Below are 16,930 nucleotides of genomic sequence, written 5' to 3'. Positions count from 1 at the left end.
ATGAGCACACTGCCGAACGTCGCCTTCCTCGGTCTCGGCCACATGGGCGGGCCGATGGCCGCGAACCTCGTCAAGGCCGGCTACCCGGTCACCGGTTTCGACCCGGTGCCGGCGGCCCAGGAACAGGGCCGCGCCGACGGCCTCACGATCTCCGAGTCCGCGACCGACGCGGTCCGCGACGCCGACGTCGTGATCACGATGCTGCCCAACGGCGCCCTCGTGCTGAAGCTGTACGACGAGGTCCTGCCGGCCGCCCGGCCGAACACGCTGTTCGTCGACAGCTCCACCATCGACGTCGCCGACGCGCGCGCCGCCCACGAGAAGGCCGTGCAGGCCGGGCACCGCGCCATCGACGCGCCCGTCTCCGGCGGCGTGGCCGGTGCGGCCGCCGGCACCCTCGCCTTCATGGTCGGCGGGGCGGAGGAGGACTTCGAAGCCGCAAAGCCGCTGCTCGAGGTGATGGGTCGCAAGGTCGTGCACTGCGGCGGGTCCGGCGTCGGCCAGGCCGCCAAGATCTGCAACAACATGATCCTCGGCGTGTCGATGATCGCCATCAGCGAGGCCTTCGTGCTCGGCGAGAAGCTCGGACTGACCAACCAGGCCCTCTTCGACGTCGCGTCCAACGCCTCCGGCCAGTGCTGGGCGCTGACCAGCAACTGCCCGGTGCCCGGGCCGGTGCCCACCACCCCCGCCAACAACGACTACCAGCCCGGGTTCGCCGCCGCGCTCATGGACAAGGACCTCGGTCTGGCCGCGAACGCGTTGCGCGCCAACGGCGTCGACGCCGAGCTGGGGCTTCGGGCCGCGGAGATCTACCACCGCTTCAACGAGTCGGGTGGCGGCGGACTGGACTTCTCGGCCATCATCACCGAGATCCGCAACCGCTCGACAGAACAGGAAACCCAGTGACGGACTTCGAGACGATCCTGCTCGACCGCAAGGACCGCGTCGGCATCATCACGCTGAACCGGCCCAAGGCGCTCAACGCCCTCAACAGCCAACTGATGCGTGAGGTGGTGGCGGCCGTCGAGGAGCTCGAGGCGGATGCCGGTATCGGCGCCATCCTGCTCACCGGCTCCGAGAAGGCGTTCGCCGCGGGCGCGGACATCAAGGAGATGGCGCCGAAGACGTTCTCCGAGGTGTACGCGGAAGACCTGTTCTCGCAGTGGGATCGGCTCTCCTCGGCCCGCAAGCCGGTCATTGCCGCCGTCTCCGGGTACGCCCTCGGCGGCGGCTGCGAACTGGCCATGCTGTGCGACTTCATCATCGCCGCGGACACCGCCAAGTTCGGCCAGCCCGAGATCAAGCTCGGCGTCATCCCCGGCATCGGCGGCTCGCAGCGGCTCACCCGCGCCGTGGGCAAGGCCAAGGCGATGGACATGTGCCTGACCGGCCGGAACATGGACGCCGAGGAGGCCGAGCGCGCGGGCCTGGTGTCGCGCATCGTGCCGGCCGCGGACCTGTTCGACGTGGCGCTCGAGGCCGCGACCACGGTGGCGTCGATGTCGCTGCCCGTCGCGATGATGGCCAAGGAAGCGGTCAACCGGTCCTTCGAGACCACCCTCGCCGAGGGCGTGAAGTTCGAGCGGCGGGTGTTCCACTCGACGTTCGCCACCGCCGACCAGAAGGAAGGCATGGCCGCGTTCGTCGAGAAGCGCGCGCCGGAGTTCAAGCACGCCTGATCGTCGTCCTCGACCGGGGCCGTTCCGCATCCTGCGGGACGTCCCCGATCCGTGTCACCACCTGGTGGGATCGCCTCCGGTGTCGAAGTCGCCGGCGTCGCGGCGCAGGCCGGCCAGGATCCGCAGCAGCGTCTCGAGCTGGTCGTCGGGCACGCCGGGCCGGGCGAACACCTCGGCGTTGAGCTTCTCGGTGGTCTCGACGGCCAGCGCCCGCCCCTCGTCGGTCAGTTCGACCAGTGTGGCGCGACGGTCGCTCGGGTGCGGGGTGCGGCGCACGAGCCCCGCGGTCTCGAGCCGGTCCACGGCATTGGTGACGCTGGTGGGGTGGACCTGCAGCCGGGCGCTGGCCTTCGCCATGGGCAGCGCCCCGGTCCTGGTGAAGTGCAGCAGGGTCAGCAGTTCGTACCGGGCGAACGTGAGCCCGAACGGTTTGAGAACCTCCTCGACCCGCGCCATCATGATCTGCTGCGCGCGCATCACGGAGGTCACCGCGGCCATGCCGTCCGCGACCTCACCCCAGCCGTGGGCCGTCCACTGGCGGTGGGCCTCGGCGATCGGATCGAGCGGTAGGGGTGCGGGCATACGTCGATCATCCCATGTCGCACGGTCTGGACGTGACGTGGACACGGCTTCCGGACCCCGCCGGGGCGGCCCGCGAACCGGCCGCCGTGAGTGAACGACACGCGGCGCGCGTGCGAACGGCACGTGAACATCGCACGGCGCCGAAAATCGCGTCCCCTCCGCCCGATTCGCGGCGGCTAGAGTGCGCGCGTGCACATCCTGTTCGTCTGCAGCGGCAACGTCTGCCGGTCCGTGATCGCGGAGCGGCTGACGCGGGCCTACGCGTGCGAATCGGGGTGGGCCGACCTGACCGCCGAGAGCGCGGGCACGCGGGCCCTCGTCGGGTATCCCGTCGAACCCCGCGCGGCCGCGGTCATCGCCGGTCTCGGCGCCGATGCGAGCGACTTCCGCGCCCGCCGGGTGACCGCGACGATGGTCGAGGGCGCCGACCTGGTCCTGACCATGAGCGAGGAGCAGCGCGACCGGGTCGCCGGCCTGACCGCCGGCGCCGCGGCGAAGTCGTTCACCCTGACCGAGGCGCACCGCATCGCGACCGTCACCGGTGCGGAGACGATCGCCCGGCTCGACGCCTGCCGGGATCCCAGCGGCGCGGCCCGCACCCCGAACATCCCCGACCCGATCGGCCTGTCCGAGCAGGCGTTCGTCGAGACCGGGGATCTCATCGCCGCCGCGCTGTTCCCGCTGCTCGACGTCCTCGCCGCCGCGGCGGTCGCCGCGGGTCAGCGACAGGCGTAGTCCGGGAACCGCTCGTCCACCTCGGCGTCGCTCAAACCGAAGTCCTCGAGCCGGTAGCGGTGCGCCGGCCGGCGATCCCCGCTGCGGCTCTCGGCGTGCAGCGCGGCCATCGCCTGTTCGGCGCCGGCGGTGAGCGGGATGCCGAACCGGTCGTAGATCGCGCCGACCGTGCCGAGGGGATCGGCGACGAAGTCGCGGTAGTCCACGTCGACGAACCGATCCGGGTGGTGCCGGCTCCGTGCCGCGGTGAACGTGTCGAGCCCGCGCGCCCACAGGTCGAGCTGGCTGCGCCCGATGCTCGCGCCCCGGAAGGTGTGCGACCAGCCGTCGGTGGCGTGCGCGGCCAGGCTGCACACCGACGGGATCACGGTGCGCGGGTCGCGGTGGGTGACGACGATCAGCGCGTCGGGGTAGACGGTGAGCAGTTCGTCGAGTGCGAACAGGTGGCTCGGGTTCTTCAGGACCCAGCGCTTCCCGGCGTCGGGCAGCCCGATCAGCTGCAGGTTCCGGCGGTGCCGGGCGTACGCTCCGGTCCAGTCCTGCCGCGCGAGCCAGCGCGAGTAGGTGGGCAGGTGCGCGAGGCATTCGTAGGACACCGATCGGAAGGACTGCCGCAGCAGCTGCCAGCACTCCTCGACCTCGCCGGCGGACATGTAGTGCACACCCATGAACTCCGGGTGCTCGACGTGGTGCTGCGCGAACCCGGCCTCGATGGCCGCGAACGCCGGGTTCCCGGCCCACGTCTCGCGCGGCGGCCGTGGCTGCGGCAGCTCGGTCAGCCACATCTCGAGTCCCTGGTGGCCGGGGTCGGCGGTGAGCAGGCGGTGCAGCGCGGTGGTGCCGGTGCGGGGGAGGCCGGTGACGAAGATCGGCCGTTCGATCGCGACGTCGGCGTGCTCGGGGTGCGCGCGCCAGGCCGATTCGCTCAGCAGCCGCGCGACGAGGGCGCCGCGCAGGAACACCCGCGACATCTTGCTGCCGAGCGGGGTGAGGTGTTCGTCGCGCGCATACGAGTCGAGGAGGACGCCGAGGGCCCCGGTGTAGTCGTCGTCGCCGAAGTCGGTCAGGCCGGTCAGCCGCGTCGCGGAGGCGTGCAGGTCCTCGACGGTGCCGACGCTGGTACGTTCACTCATGGATCTCCCTTCCCTGTGCGCGCTTCTGGTAGTGCCGGCTACCGAAAACGCGCACGGCTGGTCAGTGGTGGTATTCGCCGCAGTTCACGTCCAGGCACTGGCCGGTGACGGCCCGCGCCAGCGGGGAGGCGAGGAAGATCACGGCGTCGGCCACCTCCTCGGTGGTGGGCAGGCGTTTGAGGTCGGTGCCCGCCGCGGTGTGCTGGTAGATCTGTTCGACGGTGGTGCCGTACTTCTCTGCCTGGTGCTCGAAGTACGCCTTCAGGGTTTCTCCCCAGATATAGCCGGGGGCAACGGAATTGACTCGGATTCCGTGAGGGCCGAGCTCGGTGGCGAGGGACTGTGACAGCGCGAGCAGGGCCGACTTGGCCAGCTTGTAGCTCCCGTAGCGCTCCTGCGAGTGTCGCAGCACCATCGAATTGATGTTCACCACCGAGCCCTTCGTCTCGGTCAGGGCGTCGGTGAACAGTTGGGTCAGGCGCAGCACGCCGAGGACTGTGAGTTCCACGCTGTCGCGGATGTGCTGGAAATCGGTGCGTGCCAACGGTTTCATCGACGGAACCGAGAAGGCGTTGTTGACCAGGGTGTCGACCCGGCCGAACTCGCGGAGGGCCGTCTCGACCAGCCGGGACGCGGAGCCGGTGTCGGTGATGTCGGTCGGGACGGACAGGGCGCGCCGGCCCAGGGCGGTGATCTCGGCCGCGACGTCCTCGAGGCGGGCGGCGGTGCGGGCGGCGAGCACGACGTCGGCGCCGTGCTCGGCGCACCGCACCGCAAGGGTGCGGCCGAGTCCAGGCCCGACGCCGCTGACCACGACGGTCTGTCCGGCGAGCAGGGGGCTCGGGGTGGTGGTCACGGCGCTCACCCGAGCATCCGGTCGGCGATCGCGGTCTGGCGGGCGGCGATCCGCGCGGACCACTGCTGGGGCGTGACCCGGTTGTGGTCGAGGAACGGCAGTGCCGCGGCCAGGTCGTCGAACGGGACCACCCGGGCCGTCGGGCCGTCCGCGGTCGTGAGGTCGCGGGAGAGGCGCTGCCAGCGGAACTGCAGGAACCCGCGGCTGCGGCCCAGGGTCTCGACCCAGTTGGCGACGCCGGGATTGCGGGCGGAGACGACCATGCGGATCATCCCGTCCGGATCGACCTGGGCCTGTGTGTTGTTCAGCGACGTCTGGTGGTGGATGTAGTCGAGCGAGATATACCAGAGGCTGCCCAGCTGGAAGCCCTGGTAGGGCGCGTCGGAGGCGGGGACGGTGAGGATCATCGCCTCGTCGTCGCGCAGGTCGAAGTGCCCGACGGACGAGTACTGGGTGGCCAGGCCGCCGGGCGTCGGCCGCGGTTCGGTGACCGTGTTGACCGGAAGGTCGAGGTAGAACCACTGCGGGAACTGCAGCCACGTCCGCACCCGGGACACGAGCGCGCGCCCGGCCCGCCGGTAGCGAGCGGCGGCGTCGTCCTGCGTCGGCTCGGGCGGCGGTGTGCCGAGCGCGTCGACCCGGTCGATGCGCAGGGTGCCGCGCCGCTGGGACCAGTCGCTGTAGACCTCCCGGACGACGAGCTGGGACGAGCCGGGGGCGAGGGTGAAGTAGTTGTTTCCGGGGTCGGCAGGGCCGGGACCGAACCGGGCCTCGAAGGTGCCGTCGTCGGCGATGCGCAGCTCGCGGTCGTCGAACGCGGTGACGTTGCCGGGTACCTCGGCGTCGGTGTAGTTGCCGGCGAGCACCTGGAAGCTCAGGTCGCAGGTGGTGCCGCGGCGGCCGGTGACGACGTACTCGGCGTCGTCGCGGATGCGCGCCCCGAAGTAGAGGGTGTCGGGGTTGTCGAGCCCCATCTTCGTGTAGGGCCCGGTGCCGGTGACGAACGTGGGGTGGGGGCTCTCGGCCGCCCACGCCGAGTGGACGCAGGCGGTGATCCCGCCGGCGAGGTAGCGGTACCCCTCGACCAGGTCCTGCTCGGTGCGGATGTGCGGCGCCGTCGCGACGAGCTTCTCGGCCTCGGCGATGGCGGATGTGAGCGGATCGGTGAGCACACGATCTCCTTGCGGTTCAAATATGTACCGGTGCGGTAGGCTCTCGGTGCAGCGACGATAGAACGTGTTCCAAGGAGGCGTCAATGACCGAGGCCGCCGCGACGTCGTCCGCTCGGCGTTCGCCGCCGACCGATCGGGTCGTGCAGGTCCTGGACCACCTGGTCGCGCACCCGGAGACCCGGTTCGGGCTCTCCGAGCTGGCGCGCCGGCTGGGCATGAGCAAGCCGACGTGCCTGGGGATCCTGACCGCCCTGACCGAGGCCGGCTACCTGATGCGCCATCCCGCGGACAGGACGTACGGCCTCGGTCCCGCGCTGATCGTCGCGGGCCGCGCCGCGCAGCGCGGCTTCGCCGTCGGTCCCGTCACCCACCGGCACCTGGCCGCGCTCGGCGCCGAGTTCGGTGCCACCTGCGCCGCGTCGGCGGTGGTGGGCGACCGCATTGCGGTCCTCGACGTCGCCGGGGCCGATCCGGACGGTGCCGGGGCGCGGGTGGGAGAGGTCTATCCGTTCGCGCCGCCGGTGGGCCTGATGTACGTGCTGTGGGACTCCGACGAGCGGCTCGAGCAGTGGCTCGCGCGCGAGCCGACGCTTCCGGTGCGGCTGGACCGGGACCGCCTGCGGGACGTGGTCGACGAGTGCCGCACCGCGGGATATCTGGTCGAGTCGCTCACCGCGGGCGGGCGGCGGTTGCACGCGCTCATGGCGGGCGTCGCGGCGCACGACCTGCCGTCCGAGCTGCGCGAACTGCTGGGGGAGATGGTGTCCAGCCTGGGGGAGCGGGTGCTGCTGACCGGGGCGGAACCGGCCGACGCCGAGCATCCGGTGAACCTGCTCGCCGCCCCCGCTTACGACGCGGACGGGCGGCAGTCGGTGGTGCTCACGCTCCACGTGGGCGCGACCCTGGCCAACCGGGAGATCGCCCGGCGCGGGGCGGCCCTCGTGGCCACCGCCGAGGCCGTCACGCGCGAGCTCGGCGGGCGTCGCCCGGCCCGGTGACGCGGGCGTCGCCCGGCCCGGTGACGGCCGGGTGTTGCGGCCCCGGGGGACCGAGCGAATGGATCATGCCGTCGGTCTGATCGAGTGGGCGATACATTCGCTCGCACCCCGCGAGGCGTTGACCCGGAACTGAAACTCGTTCTATTGTTCGGGGCGAAACCTTTCGACCGAGCCGGTACATATTTGGACCGGCGCTCGTGAGCTGGAGCCCCGATGACCCTCACGCCGTCGTACGAACTGTCCCTGCTGCGCGCGCTCGAGGCCGAGTCCGTGCACATCTTCCGGGAGGTGGCGGCCACCTTCGAACGTCCCGTGCTGCTCTTCTCCGGAGGCAAGGACTCCGCGGTGATGCTGCACGTGGCGGCCAAGGCGTTCTGGCCGGCGCCGATCCCGTTTCCGGTGCTGCACATCGACACCGGCCACAACTTCCCCGAGGTCCTCGCCTACCGCGACGCCGAGGCGGCCCGCCGGAGGGTGCGCCTGCTGGTCGCCTCGGTGCAGGACGACATCGACGCCGGCCGGGCCGTCGAGGACGTCGGCCCGCGCGCGAGCCGCAACCGGCTGCAGACCCGAACGCTGTTGCGCGCCATCCGCGAAGGCGGATTCGACGCGGTGTTCGGCGGCGCCCGCCGCGACGAGGAGAAGGCCCGCGCCAAGGAACGCGTGTTCTCCTTCCGCGACGAGTTCGGGCAGTGGGATCCCAAGGCGCAGCGTCCCGAACTGTGGCAGCTGTACAACGGCCGGCACCGCCGCGGTGAGCACATCCGCGTGTTCCCGCTGTCCAACTGGACCGAACTCGACGTCTGGAACTACATCCGCGACGAAGGCATCGAGCTGCCGTCGCTCTACTACGCCCATCGCCGCACCGTCGTCGAGCGCGACGGAATGCTGCTGGCGCTCAACGAGTTCCTCGCTCTGCTGCCGGACGACGAGCCGCGCGACGCGCTGGTGCGGTTCCGCACGGTGGGCGACGCCACCTGCACGGGGTGCGTCGAATCCGCCGCCGCCACCCCCGACGAGGTGGTCGCCGAGGTCGCCGTCAGCCGCGTCACCGAGCGCGGCGCCACCCGCGCCGACGACCGCATCTCCGAGGCCGGCATGGAGGACCGCAAGAAGGAGGGCTACTTCTGATGACCCGGTTGCTGCGCATCGCCACCGCCGGCAGCGTCGACGACGGCAAGTCCACGCTGATCGGCCGGTTGCTCCACGATTCCAAGGCCGTGCCCGAGGACCAGCTCGACGCCGTCACCCGCACCAGCCGCGAGCGCGGCATGGACACCCCCGATCTGGCGCTGCTCACCGACGGACTGCGGGCGGAGCGGGAACAGGGCATCACCATCGATGTCGCTCACCGCTACTTCTGTACCCCGCACCGCGCCTTCGTCGTCGCCGACACCCCCGGCCACGAGCAGTACACCCGGAACATGGTCACCGGCGCCTCGACCGCCGACCTCGCCCTCATTCTCGTCGACGCCCGCAAGGGCATCGTCGAGCAGACCCGCCGGCACGCCTTTCTCGCCAGCCTGCTCGGCGTCCCCCACCTCGTGCTGTGCGTCAACAAGATGGACCTGGTCGACTGGTCGCAACAGCGCTTCGACGAGATCTGCGCCGAATTCTCCTCGTTCGCAGCCAAACTCGACATCCACGACCTGACGTTCGTGCCGGTGTCGGCGCTGCTCGGCGACAACGTCGTCACGCGCACCACCACCATGACCTGGTACGAGGGCGCCTCGTTGCTGCACCGTCTCGAGCAGGTGCACATCGACTCCGATCGCAACCTCATCGACGCGCGATTCCCCGTCCAGTACGTGCTCCGCCCCGGTCACGGGGAGCACCGCGACTTCCGCGGCTACGCCGGCACCGTCGCGAGCGGGGCGTTCGCCCCCGGCGACGAGGTGGTGGTGCTGCCCTCGGGCTACGGCACGCGTGTGCGCGCCGTCCACGGACCGGGCGGCGACCCGGTGCCGAGCGCCTTCGCGGGCAGCGCCGTGTGCCTCGAACTCGAGGACGACCTCGACGTGGGCCGCGGTGACATGCTGTGCCGCCCGGGGAACCGCCCGCTCGTCGGGCACGAGCTCGACGCGATGGTGTGCTGGCTCGCCGAGGGCCCGGGTCTCGCACCCGACGCCACCTACACCCTGCTGCACACCACCAACGCCACCGCCGCGCACGTGGTGCGGCTCGACTACCGGCTCGACGTCACCACCCTCCACCGCGACGGGACGGCACGATCGCTGACCCTCAACGAGATCGGACGGGTGCAGCTGCGGACCCGCCGTCCCGTGCTGTTCGACCCCTACCGGCGCAACCGGACCACCGGCAGCTTCGTGCTCGTCGACGACGCGACCGGCAGCACCGTCGCCGCCGGGATGATCACCGGACCCACCCTCGCCGCCGCCCCCGTCGTGTGGCACGCGGCGGAGGCGACCCGCGCCGAACGCCTCTCGCGCGGCGCGACGGTGTGGCTGACCGGCCTGTCGGCGTCGGGCAAGTCCACCGTCGCCGCGGCGCTCGAGCGGCGCCTGCTCGCGGCCGGTGTCCCGGCCTACCGGCTCGACGGCGACAACCTGCGCCACGGCCTCAACGCCGACCTCGGCTTCGGGCCGCGGGACCGCGCGGAGAACGTCCGGCGCGTCGGCGCGGTGGCGCAGCTGATGGCCGACGCGGGCCTGGTGACGATCTGCGCGCTCATCAGCCCGTACCGGTCCGACCGGGACCGGATCCGCGAGCAGCACCGGGAGGCCGGGCTGCCGTTCCTCGAGGTGTTCGTCGACACCCCGCTCGCCGACTGCGAGGCCCGCGATCCGAAGGGCATGTACGCCCGGGCCCGGGCCGGGGAGATCACCGGGTTCACCGGTATCGACGACCCCTACGAGGCGCCCACCCGGCCGGACCTGGTGCTGCGGCCGCAGGACGGCGATCCGGTCGCACAGGCCGGGCTGGTCATGGAATTGTTGGCCCCATGACCGATGACGCCGCCCTCGCCGCCGAGATCGCCACCGCTGCAGGCGAACTGTTGCTGACCGTCCGCGCGGCCGAGGCCGACACGCTCACCGGTCGCGAACTCGGCCGCCGCGGCGACCGCGCCGCCGATACGTACATCCTCGAGCGGCTCGCCGCCGAGCGCCCCGGCGACGCGGTGCTCTCGGAGGAATCCGCCGACGATCCGGTGCGGGTGCACGCGAAGCGGGTGTGGATCGTCGACCCGTTGGACGGGTCCAAGGAGTACGGCATGCCGGACCACGAGGACTGGGCCGTGCACGTCGCGTTGTGGGAGGCCGGCAGGGGTATCACCGCCGCCGCCGTCGCTCAGCCGGCCGTCGGTGCCGTCTACGGCACCGACGACGTCCGTCCCGCCGAACTGCGGCCGCTGGCCGGCCGACGGCCCCGGATCGTCGTCAGCGGCAGCCGGCCGCCGGCCTTCGTCGCCGACGTCGCCCGGGCCGTCGGCGCCCACGTGGTGCGGATGGGTTCGGCCGGGGCCAAGGCCATGGCGGTGGTGCGTGGCGACGTCGATGCCTACGTGCACGCCGGCGGGCAGTGGGAGTGGGACTCCGCGGCGCCGGTGGGGGTCGCGCAGGCGGCGGGGCTGTACTGCGCCCGCATCGACGGCAGCGAGCTCGAGTACAACCGCCCCCACCCCTACATGCCGGACCTGGTGATCTGCCGGCCGGACTGGGCGCCGACCCTGATGGCCGCGATCGCCGAGCATGCCGGCGCGCCCACCGACAGCGCCCGCGTCGCCATGGCCCGCTCCTACATCCGCTCCCTCGTCGGACACGACGCATCACACGTGCGGCTCGCGGCCGACGCGTGGCGGGTCGAGAACGGCGTGCGCACCGGCGACAGCGGCGTCGAGATCCGCGACCGGCTCGAGCAGGGCCCCGAGTACCGCTCGATCCGTCGTGTGCGGGAGCTGACGTTTCGCGAGTGGGACGACAACGTCGTCGCGCGGTTCCTGCTCGACCTCGACGCCGGCGACGGCACCCTCACCGTGGCGGTCACCGAGCACTTCGCCATCCCAGCGGGGGAGATCCGGTCGATCATGGCGATCATCGAGCCGCACGAACCCAAATAGTTTACTGTTTGTGTTCATTGAATGGCTAACGATCGAGTAGCTCGGAGGACCCCATGGACCACGCCCGCGACATCGGCGACGGCATCTACCGCATCCCCGTACCGGTGAGCGACCTGCCGGTCGGCGACACCCAGGTGTATGCGATGGAGTCGCCGCGCGGGCTGGTCCTCGTCGACGTGGGCTGGAACGACGACACGTCCTGGGCCGCGCTGCAGGACGGCCTCGCCGCCGTCGGCGCCTCCGTCGCGGACGTCGAGGGGGTCGTCGTCACCCACTTCCATCCCGACCACGTCGGTCTGACCGGCCGGATCCGGGAAGCGTCGGGCTGCTGGGTCGGCATGCACGAGGACGACTTCGGCCAGCTCGAGCTCATGATCTCCGGCGACGGCAACGCCGAGTGGGAGGCCGAGCAGTGGCGCCGCGCCGGCGCCCCGGACGACCAGATCGCCACCTACCTCGACCGCGTGAACGGGGAACGCGCAACCGGCAAGCCCGACGTCCATCCCGACCGCAAGCTCGCCACCGACGAACGGATCACGCTCGCCGGCCGCACCCTGCGCACGGTGTTCACCCCCGGGCACACCCCCGGCCACGCCTGCTTCTACATCGAGGAGCACGACATCCTCTTCAGCGGCGACCACGTCCTCGCCACCACGACCCCGCACGTGGGCGACTTCGATTTCCCCCTCCCCGAACGCGACGCCCTCGGCGAATTCATCGACTCCCTGCGCGCCGTCGGCACCCTCCCTGCCCGGCGCACCCTGCCCGCGCACCGGCAGCCGATCGACGACCTCGCGGCCCGCACCGACGCGCTCGTCGAGCACCACGAGCGACGCCTCGACGATCTGTACGCGGCGTTCGGCGACGAGGAGCTGACACTGTGGCAGGCTGCCGAGCGGATGACGTGGTACCGCCCCTGGGACCAGACTCCGCCCACGGGCAAGCAGATGGCGCTGTCCGAGGCCTCGGCGCACGTGCGGCACCTCATCGAGAGAGGCCGGGCGCGCCGGGTCCCGGGCACCGATCCGGCGCGCTTCGCCCGGGCCTGACGGAAGGAACCGCATGACCCCCGACGAGCTCGTCACCGAATTCTGTCGCCGCTGGGCCGATCCCGACCCGGCCGTGCTCGCGTCCTACTTCACCGACGACGCCGTCTACCACAACATCCCGATGGAACCGGTGCGCGGGCGCGCGGCGATCGAGGAGTTCATCGCCGGGTTCGTCGCCTCGTTCGGCGGCATCGATTTCCGCATCCGGCACCAGGCTGTCCACGGCGGCGTGGTGCTCAACGAGCGTGTCGACGTCTTCACGATCGGGGGACGGACCGTCGAACTGCCCGTGATGGGGGCCTTCGAGGTCGTCGACGGCAGGATCGCCGGCTGGCGCGACTACTTCGACATGGCGCCGATCGCCGAGGCCGCCCAGCAGGATCCGGCGGACTGACACCCGGTCTCGCGGTCGTCGGCCGCAGGTGACCGAGTTGATCCGGCCGTGGGAGAGTCGGTGCATGCACGCAGTGAGTGCCGATGCTCCCGGGAGTCGGGCCGAGGTCCGTGACGTAGCCGGGCCCGCGGCATGAAGGGGAATTCATGACGCTCTCCCCAGGCGGGCGGATCGGCCTGGCCGGAGCTGCGGTGGTCGGAGTCGCTTTCGGCATGGCCCGCTACGCCTACGGCCTGACACTGCCCGATATCCGGGAAGACCTGCGGCTCTCCGAGCTGGTGCTCGGCCTCGTCGCCAGCGCAACGTTTGCGGGCTACCTGGCCGGTCTGTTGCTCGCCGGACGGCTCGCCGCTCGCCGCGGGTCGCGCGCGCCGACGACAGCGGGCGGGGCCTGCGGCGCTGCGGGGGCTGTGATCGTGACTTTCGCGCAGTCCCCGGGGCTGCTTGCCGTCGGTGTCGTTTTGGCCGGCAGCGCCGGTGGCTGGGTCTGGGCGCCTTACTCCGACATCGTGACCCGATCGGTGCCCTCGCGGCAGCAGCCCCGAGCGTTGGCGATCATCACCACCGGCACCAGCGGCGGACTGGTGCTGCTGGGCGCGCTGGCCGTCCTGGCTGCGGTGGGCTCGTGGCGCCTGGTGTGGGCCGGCATCGCCCTCGCTGCCGTGGCCGCCGCACTCGTGAACCTGCGCCTGGTGCCGCGGACCGGGTCGGCCCCACGTCCGGAGAGGCGAGCCGGTGCCTCCTCGCTGGTGGCAGCGCTTCGGGTCCCGGCAGCCTACTCCGTTGTCTACTTCGCGGTCGTGGTCGTCTACTTCACCTATGCCGCCGACGTCCTGGACAGCGGCACCCTCCCGGCGGCGGCCGTCCCGGCTCTCTACGCGGCCCTCGGTCTCACCGGCATGGTGGGGGTGGCGACCGGAACCCTCGCGCAGCGACTGGGCAGCGTCCGGGTCGCCGCGCTGTGCCTTGCAACGGTCGGTGCGGCGCTGGTGCTGCTCGGGCTGGCCGGTGGCTCCGTAGCCGCGACCGCACCCTCGGCGGGCATCTTCGGCATGGGGTACATGACAGGATCCGCGGTGCTCGCGGTCTGGACCGCCGAGCTGGTACCCGAGCGCGCCGGTGCGGCGTTCACAGCCTGCCTGGTCGTGGGAGCCCTCAGCTCGGTCGCAGCACCGGCTCTCGCCGGTGCCGCGATACCCGCTCTCGGTCTGGGGTCGCTGCTCGTCGTCACCGCGGCGGTGTCACTGCTCAGCGCGGTGGCGCTGATGCTGTACGGGTTCTCGCACGGGGCGGCAGTCGGTGACATCGGACGATGAACACAGAATCTCTGGGCGTGGACGATGCGCACATCCTGCTTCGTGACGAGTCCGCGTTTCACAACACCTGGTCTCGACGTCCTGCCGCTCTGCGCCAGGTCCGGGCCGCAGAACGGGAACGGCCCCGCGTCGCACTGCGACGCGGGGCCGTTCCCGTGGTGCCCTCGGCAGGATTCGAACCTGCGACTTCTTGCTCCGGAGGCAAGCGCTCTATCCCCTGAGCTACGAGGGCGTTCCGGACTCCACCGGTTGCTCGGTGGGGCGGGAGTTAGCGTAGCGCATTGTCGGCGATACGCCACATCGCCTGGTCGGAGGGGGTTTCTCCGGCGCTCGTCGGGTGTCCGGCAGGCACGGATGCGCCGTCCGGGAGGAACTCTTCGGCGAGTGTTTCCCGGAACGGCCGGCGTGGGCCACCCGCGCGGGGCAGGCTCGAACACGAAACCGGACGCACACCTGCAGGAGAGGACCGTACGTGGACGCAGGACCCGACACGGCAACCCGCACCGGACCGCTGAGCCGAGAGGAGCTCGCCGCGCTCGACACCTGGTGGCGAGCCGCGAACTACCTGTCGGTGGGGCAGATCTACCTCATGGGCAACCCCCTGCTGCGCGAGCCGTTGCGTCCCGAGCACATCAAGCCCCGGCTGCTCGGACACTGGGGCACCACCCCGGGGCTGAACTTCGTCTACGCCCACCTCAACCGGGCCATCGTCGCCCGCGAGCTGGACATGATGTACGTGATGGGCCCCGGCCACGGCGGGCCCGGGCCGGTCGCCGCAGCCTGGCTCGAGGGCACCTACAGCGAGATCTACCCCGACGTGTCCCAGGATGCGGACGGCATGGCCCGGCTGTTCACCCAGTTCTCGTTCCCCGGGGGGATTCCCAGCCACGTCGCCCCCGAGACGCCCGGATCCATCCACGAGGGCGGCGAGCTCGGGTACGCCCTGTCGCACGCCTACGGGGCCGCGTTCGACAATGCGGACCTGATCGTCGCTGCCGTGGTGGGTGACGGCGAGGCCGAGACCGGCCCGCTGGCCACCAGCTGGCACTCCACCAAGTTCGTCGACCCGCGCCGGGACGGCGCCGTGCTGCCGATCCTGCACCTGAACGGGTACAAGATCGCCAATCCGACCGTCCTCGCCCGCATCGAACACGAGGAACTCGAGCACCTGCTCCGCGGCTACGGCCACGATCCGGTATTCGTCGAGGGCTCCGATCCCGAGCGCATGCACCAGGCGTTCGCGGCGGCCCTGGACCACTGCGTCGATGCGATCCTCGAGATCCGGCGCCGCGCCCGCCGCGACGGGGTCACCGAGCGACCGCGCTGGCCGATGATCGTGCTGCGTTCCCCGAAGGGCTGGACCGGACCGAAGGAGGTCGACGGTCTCCCGGTCGAAGGGTACTGGCGCTCGCACCAGGTGCCCTTCGCCAATGCCCGCGACGACGAAAGCCACCGCAAGATTCTCGAGGAGTGGCTGCGCAGTTACCGGCCCGAGGAACTGTTCGACGACCACGGTGCCCCCGTGCCCGCGATCCGCGACCTGCACCCGGCGGGGGAGCGGCGGATGAGCGCCAACCCCCATGCCAACGGCGGGCCGCTCGTACGAGACCTGGCGTTGCCGGACTTCCGCGACTACGCCGTGCCGGTCGAGGCGCCCGGTACCGGCAGCGTCGAATCGACCCGCGTGCTCGGTACCTTCCTGCGCGACGTCATGCGCGAGAACACGAGCACCTTCCGCGTGTTCTCACCGGACGAGAACAACTCCAACCGCCTCGGTCCGGTCCTCGAGGCCACCGCACGCACCTGGAACGCCCGCATCCTGCCCGACGACGACCGTCTGGCTCCCGACGGACGGGTGATGGAGATTCTGTCCGAGCACACCTGCCAGGGCTGGCTCGAGGGCTATCTGCTGACCGGCCGGCACGGCTTCTTCTCCTGCTACGAGGCCTTCGTCCACATCGTCGACTCGATGTTCAACCAGCACGCCAAGTGGCTGCGCACCACCAACGGCATCGACTGGCGCCGGCCGATCCCGTCGCTGAACTACCTGCTCACCTCGCACGTGTGGCGGCAGGACCACAACGGCTTCTCGCACCAGGACCCGGGCTTCATCGACCACGTGGTCAACAAGAAGGCCGACGTCATCCGCGTGTACCTGCCGCCGGACGCGAACACCCTGCTGTCGGTGGCCGACCACTGCCTGCGCACCCGGCAGTACGTCAACGTGATCGTCGCCGGCAAGCAACCGCAACTGCAGTACCTCGACATCGATGCGGCAATCGTGCACTGCACCAAGGGAATCGGGATCTGGGACTGGGCGGGTACCGACAAGGGGGCCGAACCCGACGTGGTGCTCGGCTGCGCCGGCGACGTGCCCACCATGGAAACCCTCGCCGCCGTGGAGATCCTGCTCGAATGGTTCCCCGACCTGAAGATCCGCGTCGTGAACGTCGTGGATCTGATGCGGCTGCAGGACCACACGGAGCATCCGCACGGACTGTCGGACCGCGAATTCGACTCGCTGTTCACCACGGACAAGCCGGTGATCTTCGCCTACCACGGCTACCCGTGGCTGATCCACCGCCTGACGTACCGGCGAACCAACCACGACAACATCCATGTGCGCGGGTACAAGGAGGAGGGCACCACCACCACGCCGTTCGACATGTGCGTGCTCAACCAGATCGACCGGTTCGACCTCGCCATGGACGTCGTCGACCGGGTGCCCCGTCTGCATCCGATCTCCGCGTACGCGCGCGAGCACCTGAAGAACCGGCTGGTCGAGCACCACCAGTTCATCCGCACCCACGGGGAGGACATGCCCGACATCCGCGACTGGGAGTGGGGCCGGGCCGGACGGTAGACACCGACGGGGGACCCGGACGGTACACACCGACGGGGGACGGCCCGGTGGGCCGTCCCCCGTCCGCGGGTC

The 16,930-nt window shown here is 71.0% G+C and carries 15 protein-coding genes and 1 tRNA gene; 11 read left to right on the top strand and 5 right to left on the bottom strand.

The features are described 5' to 3' along the window. Both mmsB and A4U64_RS14595 read left to right on the top strand, forming a co-directional pair. Positions 1 to 909: a 3-hydroxyisobutyrate dehydrogenase gene (gene mmsB, locus A4U64_RS14600; RefSeq protein ID WP_065922713.1), complete on the top strand. Its 909-nt coding sequence runs from the start codon at positions 1 to 3 to the stop codon at positions 907 to 909. Further along, positions 906 to 1,682, top strand: coding sequence for an enoyl-CoA hydratase (locus A4U64_RS14595; RefSeq protein WP_065922712.1), 777 nt, complete (start codon positions 906 to 908; stop codon positions 1,680 to 1,682). The genes mmsB and A4U64_RS14595 overlap by 4 nt, the downstream gene beginning before the upstream one ends. A 54-nt stretch (positions 1,683 to 1,736) precedes the next feature. Here the strand turns inward: A4U64_RS14595 and A4U64_RS14590 are convergent, their stop codons facing one another. Then, on the bottom strand, positions 1,737 to 2,264 hold the full coding sequence (locus A4U64_RS14590; RefSeq protein WP_006940181.1) for a MarR family winged helix-turn-helix transcriptional regulator: 528 nt from the start codon (positions 2,262 to 2,264) through the stop codon (positions 1,737 to 1,739). Between the two features lie 189 nt (positions 2,265 to 2,453). Here A4U64_RS14590 and A4U64_RS14585 point away from each other — a divergent pair, with 189 nt between their 5' ends. After that, positions 2,454 to 2,999, top strand: a complete 546-nt coding sequence (locus tag A4U64_RS14585) for an arsenate reductase/protein-tyrosine-phosphatase family protein (protein WP_006940182.1) — start codon at positions 2,454 to 2,456, stop codon at positions 2,997 to 2,999. Here A4U64_RS14585 and A4U64_RS14580 read toward each other — a convergent pair. From A4U64_RS14580 to A4U64_RS14570, 3 genes are all read right to left on the bottom strand, one after another. Beyond that, a complete protein-coding gene (locus A4U64_RS14580; protein WP_065922711.1) occupies positions 2,984 to 4,132 on the bottom strand; it encodes a sulfotransferase family protein in 1,149 nt (382 codons plus the stop codon). The genes A4U64_RS14585 and A4U64_RS14580 overlap by 16 nt on opposite strands. Before the next feature lie 61 nt (positions 4,133 to 4,193). Then, the gene (locus A4U64_RS14575; RefSeq protein ID WP_065922710.1) at positions 4,194 to 4,997 is read right to left on the bottom strand and encodes an SDR family oxidoreductase; all 804 of its coding nucleotides are present in this window, start codon (positions 4,995 to 4,997) and stop codon (positions 4,194 to 4,196) included. Continuing rightward, positions 4,994 to 6,160 (bottom strand): hypothetical protein, encoded by a 1,167-nt coding sequence (locus tag A4U64_RS14570; protein WP_065922709.1) that lies wholly within the window; start codon positions 6,158 to 6,160, stop codon positions 4,994 to 4,996. Before A4U64_RS14570 ends, A4U64_RS14575 begins: the two co-directional genes overlap by 4 nt. A gap of 83 nt (positions 6,161 to 6,243) precedes the next feature. Between A4U64_RS14570 and A4U64_RS14565 the strand changes: the two genes are divergently transcribed. The 7 genes from A4U64_RS14565 (at position 6,244) to A4U64_RS14535 (ending at position 13,995) form a co-directional block, all read left to right on the top strand. After that, positions 6,244 to 7,158, top strand: a complete 915-nt coding sequence (locus A4U64_RS14565; protein ID WP_043797219.1) for an IclR family transcriptional regulator — start codon at positions 6,244 to 6,246, stop codon at positions 7,156 to 7,158. A gap of 213 nt (positions 7,159 to 7,371) precedes the next feature. Next, a complete protein-coding gene (cysD, locus tag A4U64_RS14560; RefSeq protein ID WP_029542913.1) occupies positions 7,372 to 8,289 on the top strand; it encodes a sulfate adenylyltransferase subunit CysD in 918 nt (305 codons plus the stop codon). Next, entirely contained in the window at positions 8,289 to 10,124 is a 1,836-nt protein-coding gene (gene cysC, locus A4U64_RS14555) for an adenylyl-sulfate kinase (RefSeq protein ID WP_043797218.1), read from the top strand. The genes cysD and cysC overlap by 1 nt, the downstream gene beginning before the upstream one ends. Continuing rightward, the gene (locus A4U64_RS14550; protein WP_006940198.1) at positions 10,121 to 11,236 is read left to right on the top strand and encodes a 3'(2'),5'-bisphosphate nucleotidase CysQ; all 1,116 of its coding nucleotides are present in this window, start codon (positions 10,121 to 10,123) and stop codon (positions 11,234 to 11,236) included. Before cysC ends, A4U64_RS14550 begins: the two co-directional genes overlap by 4 nt. Positions 11,237 to 11,289: 53 nt before the next feature. Next, positions 11,290 to 12,285, top strand: coding sequence for an MBL fold metallo-hydrolase (locus A4U64_RS14545; protein ID WP_029542919.1), 996 nt, complete (start codon positions 11,290 to 11,292; stop codon positions 12,283 to 12,285). A 13-nt stretch (positions 12,286 to 12,298) separates the two neighbouring features. Further along, positions 12,299 to 12,679, top strand: coding sequence for a limonene-1,2-epoxide hydrolase family protein (locus A4U64_RS14540; RefSeq protein ID WP_065922708.1), 381 nt, complete (start codon positions 12,299 to 12,301; stop codon positions 12,677 to 12,679). Between the two features lie 146 nt (positions 12,680 to 12,825). Next, positions 12,826 to 13,995 carry an MFS transporter gene (locus A4U64_RS14535; RefSeq protein WP_065922707.1) on the top strand — a complete coding sequence of 390 codons (1,170 nt, stop codon included), beginning with the start codon at positions 12,826 to 12,828 and terminating at the stop codon, positions 13,993 to 13,995. 156 nt (positions 13,996 to 14,151) lie between these two features. On the opposite strand, the gene A4U64_RS14530 is transcribed toward A4U64_RS14535, so the two are convergent. Beyond that, a tRNA-Arg gene (locus A4U64_RS14530) sits at positions 14,152 to 14,227 on the bottom strand. 240 nt (positions 14,228 to 14,467) lie between these two features. Between A4U64_RS14530 and A4U64_RS14525 the strand changes: the two genes are divergently transcribed. Further along, complete coding sequence (locus A4U64_RS14525) at positions 14,468 to 16,858, top strand: phosphoketolase family protein (RefSeq protein WP_065922706.1); 2,391 nt, start codon at positions 14,468 to 14,470, stop codon at positions 16,856 to 16,858. Positions 16,859 to 16,930: the final 72 nt, after the last annotated feature.

Source organism: Rhodococcus sp. WB1, from assembly GCF_001700945.1.
GTDB lineage: Bacteria > Actinomycetota > Actinomycetes > Mycobacteriales > Mycobacteriaceae > Rhodococcus > Rhodococcus aetherivorans.
This window is presented reverse-complemented; position numbering and strand designations above follow the sequence as displayed.

Coding starts and splice junctions, on each gene's coding strand:
- mmsB (WP_065922713.1), top strand. CDS start 1: ATGAGCACACTGCCGAACGTCGCCTTCCTCGGTCTCGGCCACATGGGC.
- A4U64_RS14590 (WP_006940181.1), bottom strand. CDS start 2,264: ATGCCCGCACCCCTACCGCTCGATCCGATCGCCGAGGCCCACCGCCAG.
- A4U64_RS14580 (WP_065922711.1), bottom strand. CDS start 4,132: ATGAGTGAACGTACCAGCGTCGGCACCGTCGAGGACCTGCACGCCTCC.
- A4U64_RS14565 (WP_043797219.1), top strand. CDS start 6,244: ATGACCGAGGCCGCCGCGACGTCGTCCGCTCGGCGTTCGCCGCCGACC.
- cysD (WP_029542913.1), top strand. CDS start 7,372: ATGACCCTCACGCCGTCGTACGAACTGTCCCTGCTGCGCGCGCTCGAG.
- cysC (WP_043797218.1), top strand. CDS start 8,289: ATGACCCGGTTGCTGCGCATCGCCACCGCCGGCAGCGTCGACGACGGC.
- A4U64_RS14550 (WP_006940198.1), top strand. CDS start 10,121: ATGACCGATGACGCCGCCCTCGCCGCCGAGATCGCCACCGCTGCAGGC.
- A4U64_RS14545 (WP_029542919.1), top strand. CDS start 11,290: ATGGACCACGCCCGCGACATCGGCGACGGCATCTACCGCATCCCCGTA.
- A4U64_RS14540 (WP_065922708.1), top strand. CDS start 12,299: ATGACCCCCGACGAGCTCGTCACCGAATTCTGTCGCCGCTGGGCCGAT.
- A4U64_RS14535 (WP_065922707.1), top strand. CDS start 12,826: ATGACGCTCTCCCCAGGCGGGCGGATCGGCCTGGCCGGAGCTGCGGTG.